Annotated in this window: 21 protein-coding genes, 2 tRNA genes and 3 pseudogenes; 18 read left to right on the forward strand and 8 right to left on the reverse strand. The window is 66.1% G+C overall.

What is annotated here, in order from left to right:
* The first annotated feature begins 61 nt into the window (after positions 1-61).
* The 3 genes from MU521_RS19075 to MU521_RS19085 are packed head-to-tail and all read left to right on the forward strand — an operon-like array spanning position 62 to position 4,134.
* The gene (locus tag MU521_RS19075; protein ID WP_092694834.1) at positions 62-559 is read left to right on the forward strand and encodes a LutC/YkgG family protein; all 498 of its coding nucleotides are present in this window, start codon (positions 62-64) and stop codon (positions 557-559) included.
* Positions 556-2,751, forward strand: coding sequence for an LUD domain-containing protein (locus MU521_RS19080; protein ID WP_092694836.1), 2,196 nt, complete (start codon positions 556-558; stop codon positions 2,749-2,751). Before MU521_RS19075 ends, MU521_RS19080 begins: the two co-directional genes overlap by 4 nt.
* Positions 2,752-2,799: 48 nt before the next feature.
* Positions 2,800-4,134, forward strand: a complete 1,335-nt coding sequence (locus tag MU521_RS19085) for a metallophosphoesterase (RefSeq protein ID WP_092694838.1) — start codon at positions 2,800-2,802, stop codon at positions 4,132-4,134.
* 12 nt (positions 4,135-4,146) lie between these two features.
* On the opposite strand, the gene MU521_RS19090 is transcribed toward MU521_RS19085, so the two are convergent.
* On the reverse strand, positions 4,147-4,665 hold the full coding sequence (locus MU521_RS19090; protein WP_092694841.1) for a metalloprotease family protein: 519 nt from the start codon (positions 4,663-4,665) through the stop codon (positions 4,147-4,149).
* Between the two features lie 135 nt (positions 4,666-4,800).
* On the opposite strand from MU521_RS19090, the gene MU521_RS19095 reads away from it, so the two are divergent.
* A complete protein-coding gene (locus MU521_RS19095; protein WP_092694844.1) occupies positions 4,801-5,097 on the forward strand; it encodes a PRC-barrel domain-containing protein in 297 nt (98 codons plus the stop codon).
* A 6-nt stretch (positions 5,098-5,103) separates the two neighbouring features.
* Here MU521_RS19095 and MU521_RS19100 read toward each other — a convergent pair whose 3' ends face one another.
* Positions 5,104-6,558 carry a DHH family phosphoesterase gene (locus MU521_RS19100; protein ID WP_092694846.1) on the reverse strand — a complete coding sequence of 485 codons (1,455 nt, stop codon included), beginning with the start codon at positions 6,556-6,558 and terminating at the stop codon, positions 5,104-5,106.
* Positions 6,559-6,693: 135 nt separating this feature from the next.
* On the opposite strand from MU521_RS19100, the gene MU521_RS19105 reads away from it, so the two are divergent.
* The 3 genes from MU521_RS19105 (at position 6,694) to MU521_RS19115 (ending at position 9,681) form a co-directional block, all read left to right on the forward strand.
* Positions 6,694-6,767, forward strand: a tRNA-Lys gene (locus MU521_RS19105).
* Between the two features lie 431 nt (positions 6,768-7,198).
* A complete protein-coding gene (locus tag MU521_RS19110; RefSeq protein WP_139171176.1) occupies positions 7,199-8,323 on the forward strand; it encodes a DUF7978 family protein in 1,125 nt (374 codons plus the stop codon).
* A gap of 44 nt (positions 8,324-8,367) precedes the next feature.
* Positions 8,368-9,681, forward strand: a complete 1,314-nt coding sequence (locus MU521_RS19115; protein WP_092694851.1) for a PQQ-dependent sugar dehydrogenase — start codon at positions 8,368-8,370, stop codon at positions 9,679-9,681.
* A 122-nt stretch (positions 9,682-9,803) separates the two neighbouring features.
* On the opposite strand, the pseudogene MU521_RS19120 reads toward MU521_RS19115, so the two are convergent.
* Positions 9,804-10,277, reverse strand: a pseudogene (locus MU521_RS19120) (sensor histidine kinase); the annotation flags it as partial.
* Positions 10,278-10,304: 27 nt separating this feature from the next.
* Positions 10,305-10,748, reverse strand: coding sequence for a hypothetical protein (locus MU521_RS19125; RefSeq protein WP_175452929.1), 444 nt, complete (start codon positions 10,746-10,748; stop codon positions 10,305-10,307).
* A 126-nt stretch (positions 10,749-10,874) separates the two neighbouring features.
* Between MU521_RS19125 and MU521_RS21530 the strand changes: the two genes are divergently transcribed.
* Positions 10,875-11,003, forward strand: a complete 129-nt coding sequence (locus MU521_RS21530; protein WP_281187067.1) for a hypothetical protein — start codon at positions 10,875-10,877, stop codon at positions 11,001-11,003.
* A 57-nt stretch (positions 11,004-11,060) separates the two neighbouring features.
* On the opposite strand, the gene guaB is transcribed toward MU521_RS21530, so the two are convergent.
* Positions 11,061-12,542 (reverse strand): IMP dehydrogenase, encoded by a 1,482-nt coding sequence (guaB, locus tag MU521_RS19130; protein ID WP_092694857.1) that lies wholly within the window; start codon positions 12,540-12,542, stop codon positions 11,061-11,063.
* 239 nt (positions 12,543-12,781) lie between these two features.
* Here guaB and MU521_RS21950 point away from each other — a divergent pair, with 239 nt between their 5' ends.
* From MU521_RS21950 to MU521_RS19145, 4 genes are all read left to right on the forward strand, one after another.
* Complete coding sequence (locus tag MU521_RS21950; RefSeq protein WP_490166458.1) at positions 12,782-12,979, forward strand: DUF8099 family protein; 198 nt, start codon at positions 12,782-12,784, stop codon at positions 12,977-12,979.
* Positions 12,980-13,831, forward strand: a complete 852-nt coding sequence (locus MU521_RS19135) for a DUF5794 domain-containing protein (protein WP_092694859.1) — start codon at positions 12,980-12,982, stop codon at positions 13,829-13,831.
* Between the two features lie 48 nt (positions 13,832-13,879).
* Positions 13,880-14,107, forward strand: coding sequence for a DUF5795 family protein (locus tag MU521_RS19140; protein WP_092694861.1), 228 nt, complete (start codon positions 13,880-13,882; stop codon positions 14,105-14,107).
* A 45-nt stretch (positions 14,108-14,152) separates the two neighbouring features.
* Positions 14,153-14,330: transfer RNA gene (locus MU521_RS19145), tRNA-Trp, on the forward strand.
* Between the two features lie 34 nt (positions 14,331-14,364).
* On the opposite strand, the gene MU521_RS19150 is transcribed toward MU521_RS19145, so the two are convergent.
* Positions 14,365-14,733 (reverse strand): DUF2237 family protein, encoded by a 369-nt coding sequence (locus MU521_RS19150; RefSeq protein ID WP_092694863.1) that lies wholly within the window; start codon positions 14,731-14,733, stop codon positions 14,365-14,367.
* A 97-nt stretch (positions 14,734-14,830) separates the two neighbouring features.
* On the opposite strand from MU521_RS19150, the gene MU521_RS19155 reads away from it, so the two are divergent.
* Positions 14,831-16,324: an FAD-binding domain-containing protein gene (locus tag MU521_RS19155; RefSeq protein ID WP_092694865.1), complete on the forward strand. Its 1,494-nt coding sequence runs from the start codon at positions 14,831-14,833 to the stop codon at positions 16,322-16,324.
* 123 nt (positions 16,325-16,447) lie between these two features.
* Here the strand turns inward: MU521_RS19155 and MU521_RS19160 are convergent, their stop codons facing one another.
* Positions 16,448-18,700: an NADP-dependent malic enzyme gene (locus MU521_RS19160; protein ID WP_175452930.1), complete on the reverse strand. Its 2,253-nt coding sequence runs from the start codon at positions 18,698-18,700 to the stop codon at positions 16,448-16,450.
* 149 nt (positions 18,701-18,849) lie between these two features.
* On the opposite strand from MU521_RS19160, the gene MU521_RS19165 reads away from it, so the two are divergent.
* The 5 genes and pseudogenes from MU521_RS19165 to MU521_RS19185 form a co-directional block, all read left to right on the forward strand.
* On the forward strand, positions 18,850-19,680 hold the full coding sequence (locus MU521_RS19165; RefSeq protein ID WP_092694867.1) for a rhomboid family intramembrane serine protease: 831 nt from the start codon (positions 18,850-18,852) through the stop codon (positions 19,678-19,680).
* 246 nt (positions 19,681-19,926) lie between these two features.
* Positions 19,927-21,570, forward strand: a complete 1,644-nt coding sequence (locus MU521_RS19170; RefSeq protein WP_092694869.1) for an FAD-binding oxidoreductase — start codon at positions 19,927-19,929, stop codon at positions 21,568-21,570.
* On the forward strand, positions 21,567-22,121 hold the full coding sequence (locus MU521_RS19175) for a hypothetical protein (protein ID WP_092694871.1): 555 nt from the start codon (positions 21,567-21,569) through the stop codon (positions 22,119-22,121). The genes MU521_RS19170 and MU521_RS19175 overlap by 4 nt, the downstream gene beginning before the upstream one ends.
* Before the next feature lie 76 nt (positions 22,122-22,197).
* Positions 22,198-22,889 (forward strand): annotated as a pseudogene (locus tag MU521_RS19180) (IS6 family transposase).
* 93 nt (positions 22,890-22,982) lie between these two features.
* A pseudogene (locus tag MU521_RS19185) lies at positions 22,983-23,327 on the forward strand (HpcH/HpaI aldolase/citrate lyase family protein); the annotation flags it as partial.
* An 8-nt stretch (positions 23,328-23,335) separates the two neighbouring features.
* Here the strand turns inward: MU521_RS19185 and MU521_RS19190 are convergent.
* Positions 23,336-25,327, reverse strand: a 1,992-nt coding sequence (locus tag MU521_RS19190; RefSeq protein ID WP_250864821.1) for an AMP-binding protein, incomplete at its 5' end; no start/stop codon positions are given.

The following is a 25,327-nucleotide window of genomic DNA, read 5'->3' on the forward strand; positions in this document are numbered from 1 at the left end:
TCCGGGTTCGGGCCGCGCGAGGGCAAAGCAATTAGGTACCTGGTACCAGACACCACGTGACATGAGTTCCGAGTCGCTCTCGACGTTCGAGTCGTCAGTTCCGGGGCCGGTCCACCGGACCACAGCCGCGGACGCCGACGCCACCCTCTCCGAGGCTATCGAAGAACCGGCCGTCGGAACCGCGTTGCCCTACGACGAGGTGTCGCTCGCCGACGCCGTCGACACCGACCCGTCGCCGTCGGCGCTCGAAACGGCCGCGACCGGCGTGACACCCGCGGCGCTGGGCATCGCCGACTACGGCACCGTGACGATTCCCTCGGGTGCGGCTGGGGACGAACTGGTCAGTCTGTACACGCCCCGCCACGTCGCCGTCGTCGCCGCCAGCGATATCGTGCCGGACATGCCGACGGCCTACGAGCGGCTCGGCGAGGACTTCGCAGCCGGAATGGACACGCAGATTCTGGCGACCGGTCCGAGCGCGACCGCCGACATGGGGACGCTCGTCCAGGGCGTTCACGGCCCCTCGGAAACGCACGTCGTCGTCTTGGAGGACCGATGAGTTCCCGTCGCGACACCGCCGAGCGACTCCGGCGGCTCATGGCGACGGAAGGCGACGCCGTCGCACAGAACACGCGCACCGTCAACCAGCTCTCGGACTACGCCATCCAGGGGTTCGACGACTACGAGGACCTGCGCGATGCGGCCCGTGAGATCAAGGAGTCGGCCATCGAGCACCTTCCCGAACTCATCGACGAGGTCACCGAAGCCGTGGAAGCGAACGGCGGGCAGGTCCACGTCGCCCAGACCGCGGCGGACGCCAACCGGATCGTCGAGTCGATCATGGCCGACCGCGAGGCCGAGAAACTCGTCAAGAGCAAGTCGATGACGACCGAGGAGATCGACGTGAACGACCACCTCGAAGACGAGGGGTACGAGGTGGTCGAGACGGACCTCGGGGAGTACGTCATCCAGATCGCCGACGAAGCGCCCTCACACCTGATCGGGCCGGCGATGCACCGAACACCCGAGGACATCGCCGACCTGTTCAACAGCGAGTTCGACTTGGCGGAGGATCTGTCGGGGGACCCGAACGAACTCACCGAGTTCGCCCGCGAGCGGGTCGGGAAACACATCCGCGAGGCCGACGTGGGCATGACGGGCGCGAACTTCGTCGTCGCCGAGTCCGGGACCCTCATGTTGGTCACCAACGAAGGTAACGCCCGGAAGACGGCGGTGACGCCCGACACCCACGTCGCCGTCGCGGGTATCGAGAAGCTCGTCCCCAGTCTGGCGGACCTCCAGCCGTTCACGGAACTCATCGCCCGGACAGGGACGGGCCAGGACATCACGTCCTACGTCTCGCTGTTGACACCCCCCGTCGATTCCCCGATTCCTGACTTCGAGGCCGACGAGATGCGACCCGCCGACGACCGGGCCTTCCACCTCGTCCTGCTCGACAACGGCCGGATGGGGATGCGCGAGGACGACGACCTCCGGGAGACGCTGTACTGCATCCGCTGTGGGGCCTGCTCGAACGCCTGCTCGAACTTCCAGGCCGTCGGCGGCCACGGCTTCGGCGGCGAGACCTACACCGGCGGCATCGGCACCGGCTGGGAGGCCGGCGTCCACGACCTCGACAGCGCCGGCGAGATGAACGACCTCTGTACTGGGTGTTCTCGCTGTGAACCCAAATGTCCGGTCGAGATCGACATCCCGTGGATCAACACGGTCGTCCGCGACCGGATCAACCACCAGGGCGAGGGCGACGACTTCGACTTCCTCGTCGAGGGACTGACGCCCGACGAGGAACCGGCAGGGCTGGACCTCCAGAAACGGTTGTTCGGCAACGTCGAGACGCTCGCGAAGGTCGGCTCGCTCGCGCCCGGCCTGAGCAACGCCGTCGCGGGGAGTCGGGCCGGGAAGTGGGTACTGGAGCAGGCGTTCGGCGTCGATCCACGCCGTGACCTCCCCGAGTTCGCCGACGAGACGTTGCGGGAGTGGTACGGCGCTCGCGGTGCGCAGGTGTCAGATCCCGACCGCGACGTGGTGCTGTACCCCGACGTGTACACGGACTACTTCGATCCCGACCGGGGCAAGGCGGCCGTGCGTGTCCTCGAAGCGCTGGGCGTCCGTGTTCATATTCCAGCGGTGCCGGAGAGCGGTCGGGCTCCGATCTCCCAGGGGATGATCGACACGGCCCGCGACCAGGCCGAGGCAGTCCACGGGGCGCTGGTGACCCACATCGACGACGGGCGGGACGTGGTGGTGATCGAACCCAGCGACCTGGCGATGTTCCGGCGCGACTACGAGCACCTCCTGCCCGAGCGGTCGGCAGAGCGACTGGCCGAGAACACGTACGACGTGCTAGAGTACGCCTACGGTCTGCTGGACAACGGAGCCGACGGGGACGCGCTGGACGTACCTGGCGACGACGGCGACGCCGGCGTCGCCTACCACAGCCACTGCCAGCAACGCACCATGGACGTCGACGAGTACACCGAGTCTGTCCTGTCGGACCTGGGCTACAGCGTCCGGACCTCAGACGTGGAGTGTTGCGGGATGGCCGGGAGCTTCGGTTACAAGAGCGAGTACTACGAGGTCAGCATGGACGTGGGCGAGCACCTGCACGACGACCTCGGCGATATCGAGGAGCGGGCGCTCGTCGCCAGCGGCACGTCCTGCCAGGAGCAACTGGACGTGCTCTACGAGCGTGAGGTACCCCATCCCGTCGAGTTGATCGCGCCGCAGTGACCGCCGAAAGAACAAGGCCTATGCCAACTGGGCCGTCACACGGTGACAGTGCCGACAGACGCCGACGACCGCGTGTACTACGTGATCAGCGACCTGCACGTCGGCGGCGACGAGCAACTGGGCGAGGTCGAGGCGTTGCCGGAACTCCTCGCCTTCCTGGAGCGACTGGAGCGGACCGACGAGAACGCGGAACTGATAATCAACGGCGACGCGTTCGGGCTCTGGGAGATTACCAGCGTCGAGGGGACGGACAAATTCGACTACCTCACCGACACGTATCCCCGACTGTTCGAGCAGTTGCGCACGACCGGTGATGACGTCACGATCACGCTGTTGCCGGGCAACCACGACCACGAACTCGCGGCCTACGACGAGTACGTCGATCGATTCGCGGCGTACAACGTGACTCTGGTACAGGACGACTCGTTCACCAGACGGGTCGGCGACCGCGTCGTGTACTTCGAGCACGGCCACCAGCAGGACCCGAACAACCGGATCGAGGACTGGGGGAACCCCGACGCCTCGCCGCTGGGCTACTACTACAACACGCTCGTCACCAGCCGTGCGGGCCAGCTCTCGGACCGGGGTCGGTACAACTGGTTGAAGGACGTCCAGGCCGTCACGCCGACCGAGCGGATGCCCGTGTGGCTGCTCTCGAAGTACTTCTACCGCGAGATGAACCCGCTCTTGCGGTACGCGCTGGTCCCGTTCCTCCTGCTGTTCAACGTCAGTGCCGTCCTCGCGGTTCTCGCGGGGTTATCCCTGGCCGACATCTGGTCCACGCCGGTCGAGGAGGGGACGGCGTTTCTCGGCCAGTTCGGGGCCGCCGGCACGGCGCTCTGGTTCCTGCTCGCCGTGAACGTCGCCATCGCCGGCCTCCTCTTGCTCGTGGGTATCCCACTCTACTTCCTCCGGCGGGACGTACGGAAGACCATCGACCGGTTCGGCGTCTTCGAGACCACACTCACGGTCGACGCCGAGGAACCGTACGAGAAGGCCGCACGCGAACGCTTCGCCGCCGACGAGGAGACGGCCATCTACTGCTACGGACACACCCACCGACCGGCACTCTCCGAGGTCGACGGTGGGGTCCTCGTCAACAGCGGAACGTGGCTCAAGCGGCTCCACCGCCGCGACGGTGCCATCGGCGTTCTCCCGCCCGTGTTCTACCCCTCCTACCAGCTCTGTGCCGTCCGGATCGCCGCCGAAGCCGACAGCGTGGCCGTCGAGTTCGAGGAGATCCGGAAACCGAGTCCGAGTACGGAGGAACTCACGCTCACCGAGCGACTACTCACGCTGGGCCGGAAACCGGACCCCGAACTCCCGGACCGAGCGGAGATTCCGAACGGGCGATCCGCGACACCTCCCGAGCCGGCGGAGTGATCCGGAGCGGGATCAGGATTGGGTCAATCCGAACAGGACGAGGAGCAGGAAGAACCCGGCCACGCCCGCGGACCCTGGGACGACAGTGAACGCGCGAACTGGCGCAGCGAGCAGATAGCCGACGGGGCGAAGCGAGCGGGGGAGGGCGTCGGCCGTCTCGAACAGCGTCTCGGTGTCACCGACGCTCGGGAAGGCCGTCAGCGCGAAGCAGGCTCCCAGCCAGTACAGCGGGATCGACAGGATCGGTGTGCCGGCGGCCGGAGCCAGAGCGAGCGCGCCAAGCGCGAGCGCCGTGTTGAGCAGAAGTGGTGCGACGGCGATCAGCAGATCGGCGGGAAACGACGTGACGCGCTCGTGGTCGAGAGACGCGTCGGCGGCGAATGGATTCAGTATCGAGGCCCCAACCACCTCGACGCCGGCCAGCCGACAGGCCAGCAGGTGGGCGGCTTCGTGGCTGACGATGCCGGGGGCGATCAGGGCGGTCTCGGCGGCGTAGTACAGGGCCGCGAGGGAGGGCCAACGGTCGGACACGCAGTGTGACTACTGCGGGTGCAGACGCCGTATGTCCATCGGTCACGACGCGAGCGCCGGGTTCTGACAGCTCACCGGCTGACGTACGTCAGACACCTGCCAAAAGTTAAGAGGGAGGCTGTGTTGGGGGTTCGTATGGACGGACCAACGCAGGAAATTACCGCGCTGGTGGGGCGTGAAGTGTATTCGAGCAACGGTGTCTTCGTCGGCGAAGTCGAAGACGTGCGACTGGACCTGGACGACGTGCAGGTGACCGGGCTTGCCCTGCACGAGGTCAACCACGACCTGTTCGGCGAGCGGGCCCGCGGCAATCGCGGCATCATCCTCCCGTACGACTGGGTGCAGGCCGTCGGCGATGTCGTGCTGGTCAGCGACATCATCGAACGGCTCCGCACCCCCGAGGAAGAGCAGGAAGAAGAGATTACGGCCTGACGCTCTCTAACTCCCGTTACTACCGCCTTCACTGCCGTCGACGCCCATCGCCTGAAAGAGCTTCTGCTTGACGGCCTGTTCGGTCAGTTCCAGCAGCGTGTCCCGGTTGTCCTCGTTGGTCTCGATGCCGGTGAAGATGCCCAGCGGGATCTCCGCGCTGGCGTCCGTGGAGTGACCTGCGGTCTCGCCGATCTCGTCGAAGGCGTCTTCGAGCACTGCACCGATGTCCATCCGGATGTCCTTCGAGCGCGCGGCCAGATAGATCGTGTCGTCGGCCAGCGCGAACACGGCGGTCGTGGTGATCCCCTCCAGATTGAGGAGGTGCTGGGCGGCCTGTGAGAGCGCGTCGCGGTCGCGGATGAAGCCGGCGTTGGAGATGAGATGGGACCCCTTGACCTCGCGGTTCCGGATGGCCTCGGCGAGCACGTCCAGCGTCTCGGGCGACATCGAGGGCGACTCGACCTGTTCGAGCGTGTCGTGGTCGGCGAAGGGGTAGAGGTATGCGGCGGCGGTCAGATCGGCGGGTGTCGTGTCGCGTTTGAAATCGAGCGTTTCGGCGCGGATGCCGTAGAGCAGCGCGGTCGCGACGTTGCCGTCGAGGCTCAGGTCGAGTTCCTGGATGTACTTGGTGAGGATCGTGGAAGTCGCGGAGACGTTGGGGCGCACGTCGACGAAGGCGGCGTCGTGGTCGTGTTCGGGCTCGAAGTGGTCGATCACCACGTCGACCTCGTGTTCGACTTCGGGTTCGCCGCCCTTGGCGTGATCGACCATCGCGAAGGTGTCGTAGCCTTCGAGGTCCACGTCGGTCCGCTGCTGGAGTTCGATCCCCAGGAGGTTGACGAACGCCCGGTTCTCTTGATGGCCGATTTCGCCCTGATAGATGATGTCGGCGTCCACGTCGAGGCTGTCGGCGATCAACTGGAGGGCGGCGGCGCTGGCGATGGAGTCGGGGTCCGGACTGCGGTGGATGAGGATGGCCATGCGCTCGTCGGTGTCGCCGATGACCTCGGCGAGCTGGGTGGCCTTGTACTCCAGTTCGCCGGTTTCCAGCGCCCGGAGCGCGGAGTCGGCGATGACGGCCGACGGGTTGATGACCACGTCGGCCCCGGCCTCGGTGAGTTCGTCGGCGGAGACGGGGTCGGAGGCCCGGGCCACGATGAACTGTTCGCCGCCGCGGTCCCGGACGTTCTGGACGGCGGCCATGTTGGCCTCCACGTCCGAGGAGAGGATCAGGAGGACGTCCCGGTCCTCGATTGCCTCGGCGGTCGTCGACTCGCGAATGTCGGCGGTGCGAGCGTCGAGGTCCTGGTCGCGGAGAGCTTCGACGCGGCCCTCGTCCTTGTCGAGAATGAGAACGTCTTTGCCCTCCGTTTCGAGTTCTTCCGCGACCGCGTGGCCCACACTCCCGCACCCGAGAATCGCATACGTAGACATCGAGGCCATCGTAATGGCGCTGCTCATGCTAGAGGCGCTCGTGCCGGGAGCTACTTATAACACACCTTCCCGTCACGTCTTCGAACTGGGGTGATCGGAAACCGCACGACGAGGGAAAGGAAACGTATTTTAATACCACCCCGTTACGTTGAGTCGCCGCGAGGGCCGATAGCTCAGTCCGGCAGAGCGACGGCCTCTTAAGCCGTCGGTCAAGGGTTCAAATCCCTTTCGGCCCGTCTCTCACGGCGCTCACAATCCGTGAGCGCTGGGTATGCGACCGAAGAGATTTGAATCAGGGAGTGGAGCGTAGCGGAACGACCGTGGTTCAAATCCCTTTCGGCCCGTCTCTCACGGCGCTCACAATCCGTGAGCGCTGGGTATGCGACCGAAGAGATTTGAATCAGGGAGTGGAGCGTAGCGGAACGACCGTGGTTCAAATCCCTTTCGGCCCGTCTCTCACGGCGCTCACAACCCGTGAGCGCTGGGTATGCGACCGAAGAGATTTGAATCAGGGAGTGGAGCGTAGCGGAACGACCGTGGTTCAAATCCCTTTCGGCCCGCTTCTCTGATGAATGACACCGCGAGTACCGCCTGGCGATTCCGGTTCGGAACATCGAGCAAGTGAAACTCACAATAGTTTGAAATGGTCGTCCTCGCAGATACGAGTATGTCGACGCCCAGTGGTGACGACGACGCGTCGCCACAGGAGTATCTGGCCGACGTGCAAGACTACCTGACGACACGCGGATGGACGCTCGATCTGACCCAGGTGGCCGAGACGGTATTTTTGTTCGGCGGGACGACCACGGCCAACGACGGCACCGACCGCCGCGGCGTCGTCATCGTCGCCACCGGTGCCGGCGACGAACTCGGTCGGGAACACGTGAAGTATCTCCGGAAGGCGGTTCGGAAGTACGACGCCGACGTGGCGTTCGCCCACGCCCGGAACGGGACCGACGACGGTATCGAGGACCTCTGTGCCGAACACGGGATTCGACTGATCGACGGCGAGGACGTTCGCGGCGGGTCCGAACTGGACGAGGGTGCCGTCGACGACCTCTCTTTTCCGGACAAAGAGTCGACGGCACCGACCGAATCGGACGACCCGGACGCGACGCCAGCGGTGACCGGCGCAGAGCGAGCCGAACCAAGCGGTGGCGACGGGACAGCGGTGCAGTCCTCGGGGATCGTCGAGGTCGTCCGGGGGAACCTGACGCGTGGGGGGCTCCACGGCGCGGGGGCGTGGGTACTCGGGTACCTCGTGGTCTTTCTCCTCGGTATGCTCGACAACTACGAGTATCCCGGCGGGATTACGCCGTTTCGCGCCAACGGCTGGGTGTTCTACGGGACACACACCGTCCCGCTGGAAGCGTCGGGCGCGCGCCAGGGGGTGTCGGCGACGCGGACGCTCGAAGTGTTCGGGAGCCCCTCTCCGTTCGACGGACTGGCCCTGACGGTGCCCGGGATCGTCTACCACCTCGTGCCGGTGATCGTCCTCGCCGGCGCGGGGTACCTGCTGGTCGGCAACGCCGAAGATGCTGGGACCGGCGTCAGCGGAACGGCGGCCGGTGTGGCGCTCGGGGCGACGCTGTCGGCGGGGTACCTTTTGCTCACTGTCGTCGGGCAGTCGGTCTTCTCCTTCGAGTACACGGTGCGCCGGGCCGGACTCGCCGGGGGGACATACACGCTCGCCGCCGCGCCGGAGTTCACGTCGAGCGTCCTGCTGGCGGGGCTTGCGTATCCGATCCTGTTCGGTTCGGCCGGGGCCGTCGTCGCGACGGTCCGGCGGTGACCCAACGGACAAACGCCTATCAGGGGGCCGTCCATAGAGCGGCCATGACACGCAGACGGGACGTCCTCCGGACCGGTGCGGTGGCGGTCGGCGGGGCGCTTGCGGGGTGTTCGTTCTTGGAGAGCGGGACGCAACCCTCCGAGTCGGTCGGGACCGAGCCGGTGGCGACGGGGTTCACTGCGCCGCTCGGGATGGAGACGGTGGGCGACGGTCGATTCCTGATCGCGGACCAGTCCGGACAGGTGTACCAGGTCGACGCCGATGGCCAGCGGTCACGGCCGGTCCTCGACCTGCGGGACCGGATGGTGACCCTGAACCCGGGCTACGACGAGCGCGGGTTGCTCGGGATCGCAGTCGGGCCGAACTTCGCCGAGCGCCGGCGGTTGTTCGTCCGGTACAGCGCGCCGCTCCGGCCGGGGATGCCCGACGGGTACAGTCACACCTTCGTCCTCTCGTCGTTTGCCGTGGACGAGAGCTTCCAGGCGGATCCGTCGAGCGAGCGGATCGTCCTGGAGATCGCGGAGCCACAGGCCAACCACAACGCCGGATCGATCACGTTCGGGCCGGACGGCTTCCTCTACGTCGGCGTGGGCGACGGCGGGGGCGGCAACGACGTGGGACGGGGGCACGTCTCGGACTGGTACGACCGCAACGACGGCGGGAACGGCCAGGACGTGACCGAGAACCTGCTCGGGAGTATCCTCCGCATCGACGTGCGCGAGGGTGCTGGCGGGAACGGCCGGGCGTACGGAATCCCCGACGACAATCCCCTGGTCGGGCGCGGGGGACTGGACGAACACTACGCGTGGGGGTTCCGGAATCCGTGGCGGTTTTCCTTCACCGATGGCCGGTTGTTCGTCGCGGACGTGGGACAAAACCGATTCGAGGAGGTCAGCATCGTCGACCGCGGCGGGAACTACGGCTGGAACGTCCGGGAAGGGGCCCACTGTTTCAGTACGGACGACCCGGGGGCACCGCCGGAGAGTTGTCCCACCGAGACCGACGACGGGACGCCTCTGCAGGAGCCAATCGTGGAGTATCCCCACGACGGCGACGGCGTGAGCGGAATCTCGGTCATCGGCGGGTACTACTATACCGGTGGGATCGGGCCGCTCGCGGGTCGGTACGTCTTCGGTGATTACCGGGCGGAGGGGACGATCTTCACGGCGAGTGAACCCGACGACGGCGGACTGTGGAATCTCTCGCGCGTGAATCTGGAGACGGCCAGCGGTGATCCACCGGGCCCGAATCTGCTCGCGTTCGGGCGAGACACCGAGGGCCGGTTGTACGTGTTGACGACCGGATCGGGCGGGCCGGAGGGGGCCTCCGGCGCAGTACACCGGCTCGTAGCAGTGTAGGCGGCGACGAGTCGGTCAGTTTTCGCCGGCGGGGAGCGAGACGACGAAGGCCGCGCCGCCGAGATCGCTGTCTTCGATGTGGATGGCACCGTCGGTACAGCCGAGAATCGTCGCGACGATGTGGAGGCGAGGCCGCCGTCGCCACCGTCCGACGTGACGCCACGCTCGAAGATACGGTCGCGCTCGACCGGCAGGACGCCGGGGCCGTCGTCGGCGACAGTGACCACGACCCGGTCGCCGTCGCGGTGGCCGGTGACACGAATTGTCGGATCGTCGGCGGAGTGTTGTACCGCGTTGTTCAGGAGGGTCGTGAAGACCGGTTTGAGCGCGAGGGTGTCAACGGCTTCGAGGGTGTCCGGGAGGTCAGTCTCGACGGTCGCGTCGAGTAGCGATTCGTTGGCAGTCTCGACCGCGTCGTCGAGCACCGGCAGCAGGTCGATTGGCTCTGGTTCGGCCTCGTCGAGGAGGACGTTCGAGACGGCACGGACTTCTTCGAGGAGTTCGGTGAGCGTGTCGACCTGTTTCGTCAGGGCTCGGCCGGACTCGCTGACGAGGTCGTCGTCGGTCGCTTCGACGATTTCGGCGTGGCCCTGCATGATCTGGAGTCCGTTGAGCACGTCGTGTCAGAGCAGGCTGTTGGTGAAGGCCATCGTGTCACGCACCTCGCTGGCTCGGGCTACCTCTTCTCTCTGGCTCTCGTAGAGAAACCCGATCCGGCCGCCGAACAGGCCTCCGAGGGCGGTGATGACGACCAGCGCGAACACTGACTCCGGTTCGGTCCGGCCTTCGAGTTCACGGACGAAGACGGTGAACCAGACGACGAGGACGGCCGTCCCCGTGCCCCCGAGACACCACATCGCGACGACTGGCTTTCGACCCGGAGCGAGCGACGACGTCGAGAGCCTCTGGCCCGCTTGACAGACACCCAGGGAGAGCGCTGCGTTGATCGAGACCGCGAAGACGGGACCGAGTCCGAGCCCGATGGTACCGATTTCGCGGATCAAATTCATCACGGAGATCGCGAGCAACAAGAGCGCGAGCGCGTAGACGGCAATCGCTGGTGGCACTGCCTCGACGAACCTGTCGACCGGAGCCGTGCCGTCGCCAACTGTGGCTCCACAGCGGGTCCGGACCGGGATATGTGTTCTGACTGTCCGAAGGCTTCTTCTGTCGGCCTCGTACAGTGTGTAGTGATGTCGGAGTTCGAGACCTACACCTGTGACAGCTGTAACGAGGAGTTCAGTGCGCACCCGAGCTCGAACGCCGCAGCGAACACGTACTGCAGTCCAGCCTGTGAAACCGACGGGAAGGGACTCCGATAGCTGTCGGTAGCGGGCGAACCGGAATCGCACATCGGCCCACGTCGCATTTTTCACCAGTTACTCCTCGGGACTGTAGTTGGGCGCTTCGTCTGTGATGACCACGTCGTGGGGGTGACTCTCCTGCTGGCCGGCCGAGGAGACACGGACGAACTCGGCGCGTTCTTTGAACTCCGGAATCGTCTCGGCACCGACGTACCCCATGCCGCTCTGCATGCCGCCGACGAGCTGGTGGACTTCGTCTTCGAGCGGCCCCTGATACGGCGTGGCGGCCTCGACGCCTTCGGGAACGAGATTATCGTCTTCGTCTTCCTCCTTCATGTAGCGTTCGCCGCCGCCGGACTTCATCGCGCCGACGCTCCCCATCCCGCGGTACTGCTTGTACTTCTTGCCGTTCATGGTGATGACCCGGCCCGGAGCCTCGGCGGTGCCGGCGAAGTACGAGCCGAGCATCACTGCGTCGGCACCAGCCGCGATGGCCTTGATCGCATCGCCGGAGTAACGGATGCCACCGTCTGCGATGACGGGCACGTCGTGCTGGCTGGCCACGTCGGCGACCTGCGCGACGGCGGTGATCTGTGGCATCCCCGCACCGGTGACGACGCGGGTGGTACAGATCGAACCCGGGCCGATCCCGACCTTGACGCCGTCGGCGAAGTCGACGACGGCCTCGGCGGCCTCGCGGGTGCCGATGTTGCCAACGACCACGTCGGCCTCGACGCGGTTTTTGATGTCGCGGGCGCTCTCGATGACGTTGCGGTTGTGGGCGTGGGCGCAGTCGATGAAGAGTACGTCGGCACCGGCGTCGTCGGCGGCGGTCGCACGCTCGGTATCGTGGGGACCGACCGCGACGCCGGCGCGGAGCTTGCCGGCTTCGTCGCGGGCGGCGTCGTCGTATTCGCGGCGCTGGAGGATGCCCTGCATCGTCACGAGGCCGACGAGGCGGTCCTCCGCGTCGACGATGGGGACGCGCTCGATCTTGTGGTCGTACATCAGTTCGAGCGCTTCGCGGGCGGTCACGTCCTCGGGGGCCGTGATGACTTCGTCGGTCATGGCCTCCTTGACCTCGTCGCGGTCGCCGACCTCCAGGTACGGCCGGATGTCGGTGCCGGAGATGATGCCGAGGACCTTCTCGTCGTCGTCGACGACGGGGGCACCGGAGACGCCTGCACGCTCCATCATCTCGTCGACGTCCCTGACCGTCTGCTCGGGGTTGGCCGTGACCACGTCGCGGATGATGAGTTCGTCGGCGCGCTTGATACGCTCGATCTCGGTCACCATCTCGTCGATGGTCATGTTCTGGTGAAGGACACCCAGTCCGCCCTGTCGAGCCATCGCGATGGCCATGTCGCTCTCCGTGACGGTGTCCATCGCTGCCGAGAGGACCGGCACCGTGAGTTCGACGTTTTTCGAGACGCGTGTCGTCGTGTCGGCTTCGTCCGGTTCGACGCGGCTCTCCTTGGGTCGGAGGAGTACGTCGTCGAACGTCAGCGCCTCTGGAACCCGGAGTTTCTCCGAGAAAAACTCGTTGTCGTTCGCCATGTAAACCGTGGAACCGGGCCGGGGAAAAACGTTGCGAGACGGCCCGTCTTCGTGGCCGGGTCACACCGGCCGACTCGTCACGGTCTGGCCGCGTGCCCGGCCAGAAGTGAGTGTTCGTCTCGGCAATGAGCAAGAAGTGATACGACCGCACAGTTCCCGACTGCAAGACTGGACGATTCGCGGGGTATGGGGTCGTATACCACACAACGCTTATGTCTCCGACAATACTTGTTACGAGTATGGACTCCGCCAGCCAATCGAACGTGCGTGTCGCGAGCGAGCCGTCGCCAGCGAGTGGCGACAACACATTCTGCGACGGTCGCACATTCAATCTGGCGGGGAAATCGGCCACGGCGGGCGACGGCGACCCGCGCCGACGCGCCCCGGTATATCGTGTACACCACCCGATGGCCACGGGAGAGGGCCGTTCGCACTGAATGAGCCAGTCTCAGCATCCGGTCGCGCTCCGCATCGAGCAGCGCGTCGGCGGTGCGACGCGCCTGCTCGCGACCGTCATGTGTCTCCCGCTACTGGACGGTATCTTCCCGGCGCTCGTGCTCGCCGGTGCGCTGTCCGAACCGACTGGCATTCTGGAGGTCGGCCTGTTGATCTTCGGCGGGAGCGCGACCGTCGCGGTCGTCCTGGCCGACATGGACGGAAGCCCCCGGGAGCAGGCCAAATCCGTCCTGCTCGTCGGGAGTGTCGTCGTGGTCGGTGCCGTCGTCGAGGCGGCGCTGGCCCCGACCATCGCCGGGTTTCTCGACCTCGCGGTGTTCGAGCGGTTCGCCGGCCTCGTCATCCTCGCTGTGGCCGCCCAGACCGCCAGCGCCCGGATCGGTGACTACCTGCCACGACCGGCAATTATCATCGCGCTCGGCCTGGTCGCCAGCCTCGACCCCGCCGGCGCACAGCTGGCCATCCAGTTCGATCCCGAACTAATGGCTCGGGCTGCCGCCGCGGCGCTGGTCGCCGTCGCCTTCGCGCTCCACCTCGCGCTGTTCGGGCCGTGGCTCCGCGACATCGTCGACATCGATCGGTTCCGATTCGGGAGCGCCGTCGCCCTCGGCGTCCTCCCGCTGGGCCTGTTCGGTCTCGTGCCCGGCGACGCCCCGCTGGCCCTCGCAGTCCTGGGCATGACCTTCCTGTTCGCGTTCGATCCGGAGGACTCGGTCGCGGACTTTCGGTCGGGCGGGGAGGGCGACGACGAGTCCGACGGCGACGAGTACGATTCCGTCGGGCCCGCGAGTGCCGACACCGTCGCCGAAGAGGACCACGCCCCCTGGTTGTAAGTTCGCGTCGAAGGGAAAGCTTAGGGACGTGACTCCGCGAGTGTGGGTATGGCCGACAACCGCGTCGTTCAGGGACGGATGGTCACGCCAGGCAAACTGGCCGAGATCGTCGAAGGCGAGAGTGTGATGGACGCAGAAGCTATCGAAGACGCCGAAGAGGACTGCCCCGACTGCGGCGGCAACGTCCTCGAAGTGGGCTACATGCCCTCCGTCACCGAGTTCGTCACCGGACGGAAATGCCAGGACTGTGACTGGTCGGAGACGGACCGGGACTGATCGAATCGAAATCCCTTTAGGGAAACTGATCCAAGCAGGTGATGCGGGGTCGTGGCCAAGTCCGGCATGGCGACTGACTCCAGAGGCACCGTGCCCGGTGACGAAACTCCAGACTGATATACTGAGCGGACGGCTGATCACTGTCCGCGCTGATGACCCTCTGGAGTTCCGAGGCGCGACCGGAGATATCAGTCGATCGGGAGTTCAAATCTCTCCGACCCCACTTCCTGACGAACCGATATCCGAGAGCGATGGGTTTAGTCCTCGTACTCGTATTCGTTCAGTGTCGTGAACATAACGTCCTCCAGTACCGCGTCGCTCGTCGCTTCCAGCACGACGGGCGGCGCGACACCCTCCGCCTCGGCTTCGATCCAGCGACCCACGCAGAGACACCACCGGTCACCGGGGTCGAGGCCGGGGAAGTTCAACTCCGGCCGGGGTGTGATCAGGTCGTTCCCTCGCTGTTTGCTGAACTCCAGAAACTCCTCGGTCACGACGGCACAGAGTTCGTGCCGGCCGGCGTCGGCGGGGTGCGGACGACAGCATCCGTCCCGTTCGAAGCCGGTCATCGGGTCTTCACTGCAGGGCTCTAACTCGGTGCCGAGGACGTTCTCCTCGTCGGACATACAGGCGATTATGGCGGAGTGGTGAAAGGCCTGGCCCACGGGCGACAGAGGTAGCCGGGGGCTGGGATTTAGGTCGCCGAGGCCGCTAGGACGGTCGATGAGCGAGCCTCGGATCGCGGTCTGGCATCGCGACGACCTCCGAGTCCGGGACAACGCCGCCCTCGCCGCGGCCGTCGCGGACGGACGGCCCTGCCCCGTCTACGTCTTCGATCCGCAGTTCTACCGGAGCGGCATGGCCTGTGACGCTCGACTGCGGTTCGTCCACGAGTCCCTCACCGATCTGGCGGCGCGCTACGGCGACCACGGAAGCGATCTGGCGCTGTTTCACGGTGATCCCGAAGACGTACTCGAGGACCTGCCGGTCGACCGGATCTACGTCAACCGGAGCGTCACCGGGCGGTACGGGCGCGAACGGGACGAGCGGCTGTTCGACCGGCCGGACGTTCGGGTACTCGCCGACGACGGAATCGACTGGACCGACCGCGCTCGCGGGGACTACGACTGGAGCGAGCAGGCGGAGGCGTACTTCGAGCGCGATCCGATACGGCCACCGGGTCGACTCTCCGACAACCCCCTCGAGAGCGAGACGAGCGTCGCCGACGTCGAACGCGAGTACGGCGTCGAACCGGAGAAGGTAGACGTACCCGAGGGCGGTCCCTCGGCCGGGTGGACGCGGCTGACCGGGTTCGCGGACACGATCACCGACTATCCGGGGAGTATCGCCCCGCCGGCGAAAGCGGAACGCAACAGCAGTCGGCTGTCGCCGTATCTCGCGTTCGGGTGTCTCACGCCGAGACAGGTCTACCGCTATCTACACCGCAACGCACCGGCGGGGACCGCCCGAGAGATGTTCACGAGTCGGCTGTACTGGAATCGCCACTACAACCAGAAACTCGCGGACTGGCCGGGCTGGATGGACCGGGCCGTCAACCCCGTCTACACCGGGCTGTTCCGTGGCCGGCACGACCCGGAACTGGTCGCCGCCTGGCGGGAGGGGCGAACGGGCTACCCGCTCGTGGACGCCTCGATGCGCGCGCTCCAGGAGACGGGCTGGCTCAACTTCCGGATGCGGGCGATGTGTGCCAGCTTCTACACGTACATTCTCCAGTGCTGGTGGAAGGTGGGTGCCGACCACTTCTACCGGCACCTGATCGACGCGGACGCGGCGATCAACTACACGCAGTGGCAGTCCCAGTCGGCGCTGACCGGCGTCAGTCCGGTGCGGATCTACAACCCGCGCAAACAGGTTCGCGAGAACGACCCGGACGGCGAGTTCGTCCGGGAGTACGTCCCGGAACTGCGTGCGTTCCCGACCGAACACCTCGACCAGCCCGAGAAGGCACCGCTGGCGGTACAGGACGAGTGTGGGATCCGGATCGGCGAGGACTATCCCCGGCCAGTCGTCGAACTCGAAGCGCACCGTGAGCGGGCCCGCGAGGTGTTCGGTCGACTCGCGGACCGAGCGGAGGAAGCCCTCTCCGACCCCGAAATCCGGCGGCGGGCGAGCCTCTCTCGGCGCGGTGGTGACCGTCGAGACAGTGAACGCGACGAGACGACGTCCGGTGGGCAGTCGCGGCTCAGCGAGTTCTGATCGGTCGCGGGCGGTAGTCGTTCGACTGGGTGGCGGCCGACCGGCTTCGCCGTCGGGTCGTGCGAGAGGGTCGCTTTCTCCCCACTGGTTCCGACGAGCGGGTCGTGGGGCGACAGTCGAGGGTCAGTAGTCGTTCTGCTGGGCGTCGACCACCGCCACCGCTGCCAGGTTCACGATGTCGTTGACCTCGTCACCACGCTGGAGGACGTGGACGGGCTTGTCCATGCCGACGAGCATCGGGCCGATGGCCTCCGCGCCGCCGAGGCGCTGGAGGAGTTTGTAGCCGATGTTGCCGGCCTCCAGATTGGGGAAGACGAGGACGTTCGCGGGGCCGTCGAGGTCGGTGAACTCGTAGTCGTCGGTCAGCAGGTCCTCCACGACCGCGGTGTCGGCCTGCATCTCCCCGTCGACGGGGAAGTCGACCGCGGGGTCGGCCCGGAGTCGCTGGGCGGCCTCGCGGGGCTTTCGCGTGCCCTCGTTGTCGACGCTCCCGAAGTCCGAGTAGGAGAGCAGGGCGGCGCGGGGGTCCACGTCGAACCGATGGGCTAGGTCGGCGGTGTGGCGCGTGACTTCTTCCAGCACGTCGGAGTCGGGGTTCTGGTTGACGGTGGCGTCGGCGACGAAGACGACGCGGTTCTTGAAGGTGAGCATGTAGACGCCCGCCGCGTAGTCGGCGTCGTCGGCGGTCCCGACGACCTGCAGGGGCGGTTTCAGCGCCGAGGGGTAGTTGTGGGTCAGGCCGGTGAGCATCACGTCGGCGTCGCCCATCTCGACCATGACGCTGGCGAGGTAGTTGTCGTTCTCGACGAGTTCGGCGGCCTCCTTCCGGGTGATGCCGTTGCGTTTCCGGAGTTCGTACAGCCGCTCGGCGTACGGTTCGAGCTGGTCTGCCTCGGGATCGACGACGACGGGATTGAGATCGAGTCCGAGGTCGTCGATGGAGCGCCAGATCTCCTCACGATCCCCGACGAGGATGGGCTCGGCGATGCCTTCCGCGGAGAGTTGGCGGGCCGCGCGGACGATCTTTTCGTCGTCGCCTTCGGCCAGCACCACGCGTTTGGGGTCGTTTTGCGCGCGGTTGAGGACGACGCGCATCATCTCGCGGGACTTGCCGAGGCGGGCTTCGAGGCGTTCGCGGTAGGCGCTCAGGTCGAGGTCGCGGCGGGCCGCGCCGCTGTCCATGGCGGCCCGGGCGACCGCGGTCGCGACCTCGAACAGGACTCTGGAGTCCAGCGGTTTCGGGATGATGTAGTCGGGGCCGAACTGGAGCGGTTCGTCGTCGTAGGCCTTCCGCACCGCGTCGGGCACGTCCGTCCGGGCCAGTCGGGCGATGGCCTCGGCCGCGGCGACTTTCATCTCCTCGTTGATCTCGGTCGCGCGGGCGTCGAGCGCGCCCCGGAAGATGAAGGGAAACCCGAGGACGTTGTTGACCTGGTTCGGGTAGTCCGAGCGTCCGGTGGCGACGATGACGGTGTCGTCCCGGGCCGCCTTGGCCGACGCGTAGTCGATCTCGGGGTCGGGGTTGGCCATCGCGAAGACGACCGGGTTCTCGGCCATCGACTGGACCATCTCCTGGGAGACGATGCCGCCGACCGAGAGGCCGACGAACACGTCGGCACCGGCCATCGCGTCGGCGAGGTCGCCGCTCTCCCCGGGCGGGTTCGCGAACGGTTCGACGAACTCATCGAGGTCGTCGCGTTCGGTCGTGATGATCCCGTGTTCGTCGGCCATGGTGATCTGCTCGCGGGGCACGCCAAGCGAGACGTAGAAGCGGGCGGTCGCGGTCGCGGCGGCCCCCGCGCCGGCGAACGTGATCGACAGGTCCTCGATGTCCTTCTCGAGGATGTGCGTGGCGTTCAGCAGGGCCGCGCCGGTAATGATGGCGGTCCCGTGCTGGTCGTCGTGGAAGACGGGGATCGACATGCGCTCGCGGAGGCGCTCCTCGATCTCGAAGCATTCGGGTGCTTTGATATCTTCGAGGTTGATCCCGCCGAAGGTCGGTTCCATGCCGGCGACGGCCTCGACGAATTTGTCCGGATCCGCGAAGTCGTACTCCACGTCGAACACGTCGATATCGGCGAATCGCTTGAACAGGACGCCCTTGCCCTCCATTACGGGCTTGGATGCCTGTGCACCGATGTCGCCCAGCCCGAGTACGGCCGAGCCGTTCGAGACGACGCCGACGAGGTTGCCCTTCGCGGTGTAGGTGTAGGCGTCGCCGGCGTCGTCGCTGATCTCGCGGCAGGGGGCGGCGACGCCCGGCGAGTACGCGAGGCTCAGGTCGCGTTGCGTGTTGGTCGGCTTGGTCGTCTCCATCTCGATCTTCCCGGGGGGATCGGTCCGGTGATACTCCAGTGCGTCCTCGTCCAGTCCCATACGTGTGGCCAGTCACCGCGCGGACAAAAATCGTGCCCGGGCCGCGCGGACAGGTGCCACACTGACGTGCGGGTCCAGGTGCCGGGTCGAGCGGAGATCTCTCTCCGGAACCGGGACTCTTTCGCCGCTGGCGTCCCTGGTTCGATCCGATGGGTGCCGCCAGCGTGGACCGTTCTCGGACGGCCCTCCGTGATCTGGGGCTGATCGGCGTCGTCGCGGTCGTCCTCGTCTGGATTCACGTCACGCTCCCGCCGGCCGTCCGCACGCGCATGGCTCTCCGCCACGAGTCCGTCGACCCCGTCTCGCTGTACACCAGCGCGTTCGTCCACCTCGATCTGACCCACCTCGTGGGCAACGTCGCGGGATTCGTCGCCGCCGCCCTCGTGGCGTACGGACTCTGTGTGCAGATCGGGCACCGCCGGTGGTTCCGGGTCACCTTCGTCGGCTTCCTGCTCGTCTTGCCCGTCGCAGTGAGTCTCACCAGCTACGCCGTCATCGGCCTGCTCTACCCCGGTATCGAACCGGTGAGCCGGGGCTTCTCCGGCGTCGGTGCGGCCTTCGCCGGCTTCGTCTTCGTCGCCCTGCTGGCGTCGCTGAACCGGCTCTACGACTACCGGGTGGCGGGTTACAGCGGACTCGCCATCTGGCTGTTGCTCCTGTTCGAGGTGTACCTCATCTACGTCGGTGACGTGACGCCGGTCGTCGGCGGACTGTTCGTCGTCGGCTGGGGGGCCTGTCTGATGGGAATTCGCCGGGAGGCGACCCGACCCACGATGCTCTCCCGGCCACGCTCGCGGCTGGAACTGATCCAGCTCGCCCAGACCGTGCTGGTCGTGATCTTGCTGGTGAGTTTCGTCTCGGTCTTGTTCCCGACCGAGATCGTCGAGGGCGGAGCCGTCACGAACGTCTTCGCTCACGCCGCCGGTTTCGGCTACGGCATCGGCGGCGCAACCCTGACCGCCCGGTACGTCCGCGGCTGACTGCCGAAAGAGTTATGTTTGGTACTCTCTAACATGGTAGTAGAACCCCGATCCGCAGGGGGTTCTCGACGGGAACGACCGTCGTAACCGCTCGGGAATTGGCATCGGCGAACGATCAGGACTCCCGGCAGACGGCTGGCCAGCCGACGCGCGTTCCGGGATCCGTTTTTCTGGTACCCCTACCCTGATACGGCGACCGAGCACTGCGGCCCAACACTTTAGAGACGGTTGCACACAGTTAGGATGATGTCCGACAGTGACCTGAGTTTCTGGGGCTGGGGCTACGCCGAGAAGTTTCCGGACGAGTCTGAGCGCGACGAACTCGCGACCAGAATGGAGACGATGCTCGGCTTCCCCGAACGCCCCCGTCTGGACCCACCTACCCTCTCCGACGTGTCGATCCCCGAGTCGTCCGTGTCGGTCCCGGACCACCTCACAGAGGTCTGCTCGACGACGACCGAAGACCGGATTCGCCACACCTACGGGAGCGGCTACCGCGATCTCGTCCGCGGGTTCCACGGTGACTTCTGCTCGGCCCCGGACGTGGTAGCCGAACCCAGAGACGAAGGCGAGATCCGCGTGATTCTGGACTGGGCGACCGACGAGCGGATCGCGGTCGTCCCCTACGGCGGCGGCACGAGCGTCGTCGCCGGCGTCGAGTGCGATCCCGAGGGCGACGGGGCCGGCTACGCCGGCGTCTGCTCGCTGGACCTCCGCGAGATGGACCAGGTGCTCGAAGTCGACGAACACTCGCGCACGGCGAAGATTCAGGCCGGAGCGACCGGGCCTCAGATCAACGACCAGCTCCGCGAACACGGCCTCCAGCTCAGGCACTACCCCCAGTCCTACGAGTTCTCGACGCTTGGCGGATGGATCGCCACCCGCGCCGGCGGCCACTTCGCCACCGTCTACACCCACATCGACGACTTCGTCGAGAACGTCAGAATGGTCACCCCCTCCGGCGAGTTCGAGTCTCGGCGACTCCCGGCGTCGGGTGCCGGCCCCGACCCGAACCGGCTCGTCCTCGGCTCGGAGGGATCGCTGGGCGTGATCACCGAGGGCTGGCTCCGCGTCCAGCCCCGCCCGCCCTACCGCGCTCGCGCCTCGGTTCGGTTCGCGGACTTCGACGCGGCGGTCGACGCCACCCGCGAAATCGTCCAGGCGCGACTCTACCCCGCGAACTGTCGCCTGCTCGATAGCAGAGAAGCGATGATGAACGAGGTCGCGATGGACGGCAGTCACGTCCTCGTCCTGGGCTTCGAGTCGACCGATCACCCCGTCGACGACGACCTCGCCCGGGCCCTCGAGATCGCCGAGGAACACGGCGGGACGGTCTCGGGTGACCCGAGTTACGACGGCCCGCATCGGGAAGTGGCGGACGACGAAGCGGGCGACCCCGACCGCGACGACGATGAAGGTGACTGGCGGTCGGCGTTCTTCGAGGCCCCGTACAAGTTCAATGCGCTGGTGAGTCTCGGCGTCATCGTCGACACGTTCGAGACGGCCGTCACATGGGACCAGTTCGACCGGCTCCACGAGGAGATCACCGAGCAGGTGACCGAGGTGATGGAGGAGGAGTGCGGGGCCGGCTTCCTCTCCTGTCGGTTCACCCACGTCTACCCGGACGGGCCAGCGCCGTACTACACCCTGCTGGCCCCCGCCGACGTGGGCCGGGAACTCGAACAGTGGCGCGAGATCAAGGCGACGGCCTCGGACGTGATCGAGGAGTACGGCGGGACGATCACCCACCACCACGCCGTGGGCCGGACCCATCGGGAGTGGTACGAGAAAGAATCGCCCGACGAGTTCCGCGAGGCGCTCCACGCCGCCAAAGACCGCCTCGACCCCGAGAGAATCATGAACCCCGGCGCGTTGCTCGACGAGCGATGAGCGCCCTGACCGCCGTCGTCCAGATCGGGACCGCCCCACCGCTGGGTGGCGGCGTCGAACCCGCCGTCGTCGCCCACCTCTACGAGGGCGGTATCCCCCGGTTTCTCGCCTACGAGGTCGATGAGGGCGATGATACTGATGACGGTACCGCGACCGATGCGGACGGGCCACACCTCACTCGCATCCCCGGCGCGTACGCGCCGCCCGTCGAGGACGACACGGCCTATCCGCTGACGGACCTCCTGCTGGGAACCCACAGGGAGGGGTCGGCGATCACCCAGCGCCTGGACACGCTCTCCCGGAAGGCCGCGGCCAACTACGGCCGGACGTTTCGGGAGATGGTCTTTGCCAGCGACGTGGAGTGGGGGTCGGACGGCTACGGCCGACTGTTCGAGGCGCGCAGCCAACTGGAGGCCCACCCCGTCGAGGCGGTCGTCGCCGTCGGCTTCCTGCCCGGCGTGAGCGACGAGGTGCGACTGGCCATCGAGGACAACCGCGACCGCCTCGACGGACCGACGCCGCGGTTGACGGCCGGTCCGGGGAGTCGCTGACTCCGCCGTCCACGACCGTTCCGCGGCGGTGTTCAGATACGGATGAATAGTGAGGCGGTGTGTTTTCTGAGTGCCTATGCCCGAAAACACACGCCTCGGCGGGAGTATCGACCGGATCGACTTAGAGTTTGTTGAACGCGAAGCGACACCGCGACTGCTGATGAAGCTCGGTATTCAGTTACATCTCGCTGGACCCTCGCTTTCGAATACCGTTTCGGTTCTTGATATATTCGGTGTTGAGCGAGCGCGATCCACCGTGCATAATTGGGTTCACAAGGCAGATCTACAGCCCAAAACTGGATGCAGTCCGGATCACGTTGCAGTCGACGAGACCGTGATCCGACTCAACGACGAGCAATACTGGCTGTACGCTGCGGTCGATCCCGACACGAACGAATTACGCCACACAAAGCTTGAACCGGTGAGAGCGAACGCTCTCGCTCACGCATTCTTTGCCGAACTTCGCGAGAAACACGACGTGGACGACGTCCTCAGAACGCTTTGCGTTCTGATGGGCTGCACGAGAACCCGGTTCTCGTGAACGCCGTGTTTCTCGTCGATGGTGCAGCACCACTGAAAGACGCTTGCCAGCGACACGGCCTCGATTTCAGATACGAACGCCACGGAAATCGGAACAGTGTCGAACGTGTCTTTCGTGAGGTGAAACGCCGCACCTCTTCGTTCTCAAATTGTTTCAGCGACGCCGAGCGAGACACAGCCGACGACTGGCTCCAATCGTTCGCCTTCGCATGGAATCAGCTAATCTGAACACTACCGAGTAGCCCCCACATGAACAGGCGAACCGCGAACCATAATATCCCAACGCTTGGGAAACCGCGCTGTTTACGGCGCGGAGGATGTCATGCACGCGAGCGAGTCGTCGTCGCAGCTAGCGCCGCCGGTATCGACGCGATCGGCACGATTTACCCGGACTACGGCGATCAGGAGGGGTTCCGCGAAGCGACGGAGTTCGCCGCCCAGCTCGGCTACGACGGGAAGATGGCGATCCACCCCGATCAGGTCCCGGTCATCAACGATGCGTTCACGCCCAGTGATGAGGAGATCGAATGAGCCGAACGCGTCGTCAAGGCGGATGACGAGACCGATGCCGGCGGTTTCAAGATCGACGGGGAGATGATCGACGCGCCGCTCGTCTCGCAGGCTGAACCCATCCTCGAACGTGCCCGCGAAGCCGATCGGCAGTAGGGATACACCTACCGCGCGTCCTCGATAGCTTCCAGCGCCGCGGGGTTCTCGATGCTACTCATGTCACCCAGGTCCTCACCCTCGTAGGTGGCTTCGACCGCGCGGCGGATGATCTTGCCCGACTGGGTCTTGGGGAACTCGTCGACGAACAGCACCTCCCGGGGCCGGAACGGCTTGCCGAGTTCAGCGCCGACCTGCTCGCGGATCTCCTCGCGGAGGTCGTCCGTCTCGTCGACGCCGTCTTCCATGATCACGTAGAGGACGACGGCGGTGCCGGTGGTGTCGTCGTCGGCCCCGATGGCGGCGGCCTGGTTGACCGCGTCGTGGTCCATCGCCGCACCCTCGACCTCGGCGGGGCCGACTTTGCGGCCGGCCACGTTCAGCGCGTCGTCGGCCCGGCCGTGGAGGAACCAGAAGCCGTCTTCGTCTTTCTGGGCCCAGTCGCCGTGGTCCCACAGGTCGTCCCAGGTCGACCAGTACTCGTTGAGATAGCGCTCGTCGCCGCTCCAGAGTGATTTGGTCATCGAGGGACAGGAGTCACGCGCGACCAGATACCCCCGTTCGTGGGTGTCGGCGATGGACTCGCCGTCGGAGTCGACGATGTCGATGTCCATGCCCAGTCCCGGTCCGCCGAGGGTACAGGGTTTGAGCGACTGGATGGGGAGGGGCATGAGGAAACAGCCACAGATTTCGGTGCCCCCACTGATGTTGATAATGGGTGTGTCGCCGCCGCCGACGTTCTGGTAGAACCAGAGCCAGGACTCGGGGTCCCAGGGTTCGCCGGTCGAGCCAAGAAGCCGGAGCGAGGAGAGGTCGTGGCCGTCGACCCACTCGTCGCCCTGTTTGCGGAGCGCGCGGATGGCGGTGGGGGAGATGCCGAACTGGGTGAGGTCGTGGCGGTCGATCATCTCCCAGAACCGGTCAGGTTCGGGGTGGTCGGGCGCGCCCTCGTACATGAAGATGGTGCCGCCGAAGGTGTGGTTGCCGATCAACGTCCAGGGGCCCATCATCCAGCCGATGTCGCTGACCCAGAAGAACCGATCCGAGGGTTGCAGGTCGAACCCGAAGTAGAGTTCCTTGGCGGTTTGCAGTTGGGCACCGGCGTGGGTGTGGACGATGCCTTTGGGTTTGCCCGTCGTGCCCGACGAATACAGCAACATCGACTCCTGGTCGCTGGGGAGGGATTTGGTGTCGTACTCGTCGGACTGGGTGGCGACGGCGTCGGCCCACCACTCGTCGCGGCCCTCTGTCATCGGAATCGAGAGGTCCGTGTCCGGATCGCTCGCTCCGAGTCGGTCGTAGACGATTACCGATTCCACGTCGGTGTCGGCCTGTGCGATGGCCTCGTCGGTGGTCTCCTTGAGCGTGATCGGATCGCCCCGCCGGAGGAAGCCGTCGCCGGTCACCAGGACCGAACACTCTGGGTCCTCAATCCGGGTGGCGGTGGCGTCGACGCCGAAGCCCGAGAAGATGGGGACGGCGATCGCGCCGACCTTGAAACAGCCGTAGAGGATCGAGACGACCTCGGGGACCATCGGCATGTAGAGGCCGACGGTGTCGCCGGTCTCGATGCCGCGTTCTTCGAGGGCGTTGGCGACCTGGTTGGCCTGGCGGTGGAGTTCGTGGAAGGTGACCTCCCGAATCTCGCCGTCTTCGCCCTCCCAGATGGTGGCGACCTTGTTCCGGCGCTCGTTGTCGGGGGCGGCGTGGCGGTCGACCACGTTGTGGGCGATGTTGAGCTCGCCGCCGGGGTACCAGTCGGTGAACTGCGGGCCCTCGGTGTCATCACGGATCTGGTCGTAGTCCTCGTAGAACTCGATCCCGAGGTAGTCGACGAGTTCGTCCCAGAACCAGTCGACGCCGGAGTCGGGGACGCCGTCGATGTCGGTCGTGGTTCGCTCGATCAGCGCCTCGTAGTCGTCGATGCCGTAGGTCTGCATGAACTCCCAGACGTTCGTCGATTCGACGAACGCCTGGCTCGGCTCGTGGACGATCTCGTC

This window comes from Halorientalis regularis (assembly GCF_023698535.1).
Classification (GTDB): domain Archaea; phylum Halobacteriota; class Halobacteria; order Halobacteriales; family Haloarculaceae; genus Halorientalis; species Halorientalis regularis.

Bases quoted from the DNA above. Each gene is read 5' to 3' on its own strand.
- MU521_RS19075 (WP_092694834.1), top strand. From the start codon at position 62: ATGAGTTCCGAGTCGCTCTCGACGTTCGAGTCGTCAGTTCCGGGGCCG.
- MU521_RS19080 (WP_092694836.1), top strand. From the start codon at position 556: ATGAGTTCCCGTCGCGACACCGCCGAGCGACTCCGGCGGCTCATGGCG.
- MU521_RS19095 (WP_092694844.1), top strand. From the start codon at position 4,801: ATGGACGGACCAACGCAGGAAATTACCGCGCTGGTGGGGCGTGAAGTG.
- MU521_RS19100 (WP_092694846.1), bottom strand. From the start codon at position 6,558: ATGAGCAGCGCCATTACGATGGCCTCGATGTCTACGTATGCGATTCTC.
- MU521_RS19110 (WP_139171176.1), top strand. From the start codon at position 7,199: ATGTCGACGCCCAGTGGTGACGACGACGCGTCGCCACAGGAGTATCTG.
- MU521_RS19115 (WP_092694851.1), top strand. From the start codon at position 8,368: ATGACACGCAGACGGGACGTCCTCCGGACCGGTGCGGTGGCGGTCGGC.
- MU521_RS21530 (WP_281187067.1), top strand. From the start codon at position 10,875: ATGTCGGAGTTCGAGACCTACACCTGTGACAGCTGTAACGAGGAGTTC.
- guaB (WP_092694857.1), bottom strand. From the start codon at position 12,542: ATGGCGAACGACAACGAGTTTTTCTCGGAGAAACTCCGGGTTCCAGAG.
- MU521_RS21950 (WP_490166458.1), top strand. From the start codon at position 12,782: ATGGACTCCGCCAGCCAATCGAACGTGCGTGTCGCGAGCGAGCCGTCG.
- MU521_RS19135 (WP_092694859.1), top strand. From the start codon at position 12,980: ATGAGCCAGTCTCAGCATCCGGTCGCGCTCCGCATCGAGCAGCGCGTC.
- MU521_RS19140 (WP_092694861.1), top strand. From the start codon at position 13,880: ATGGCCGACAACCGCGTCGTTCAGGGACGGATGGTCACGCCAGGCAAA.
- MU521_RS19150 (WP_092694863.1), bottom strand. From the start codon at position 14,733: ATGTCCGACGAGGAGAACGTCCTCGGCACCGAGTTAGAGCCCTGCAGT.
- MU521_RS19155 (WP_092694865.1), top strand. From the start codon at position 14,831: ATGAGCGAGCCTCGGATCGCGGTCTGGCATCGCGACGACCTCCGAGTC.
- MU521_RS19160 (WP_175452930.1), bottom strand. From the start codon at position 18,700: ATGGGACTGGACGAGGACGCACTGGAGTATCACCGGACCGATCCCCCC.
- MU521_RS19165 (WP_092694867.1), top strand. From the start codon at position 18,850: ATGGGTGCCGCCAGCGTGGACCGTTCTCGGACGGCCCTCCGTGATCTG.
- MU521_RS19170 (WP_092694869.1), top strand. From the start codon at position 19,927: ATGTCCGACAGTGACCTGAGTTTCTGGGGCTGGGGCTACGCCGAGAAG.
- MU521_RS19175 (WP_092694871.1), top strand. From the start codon at position 21,567: ATGAGCGCCCTGACCGCCGTCGTCCAGATCGGGACCGCCCCACCGCTG.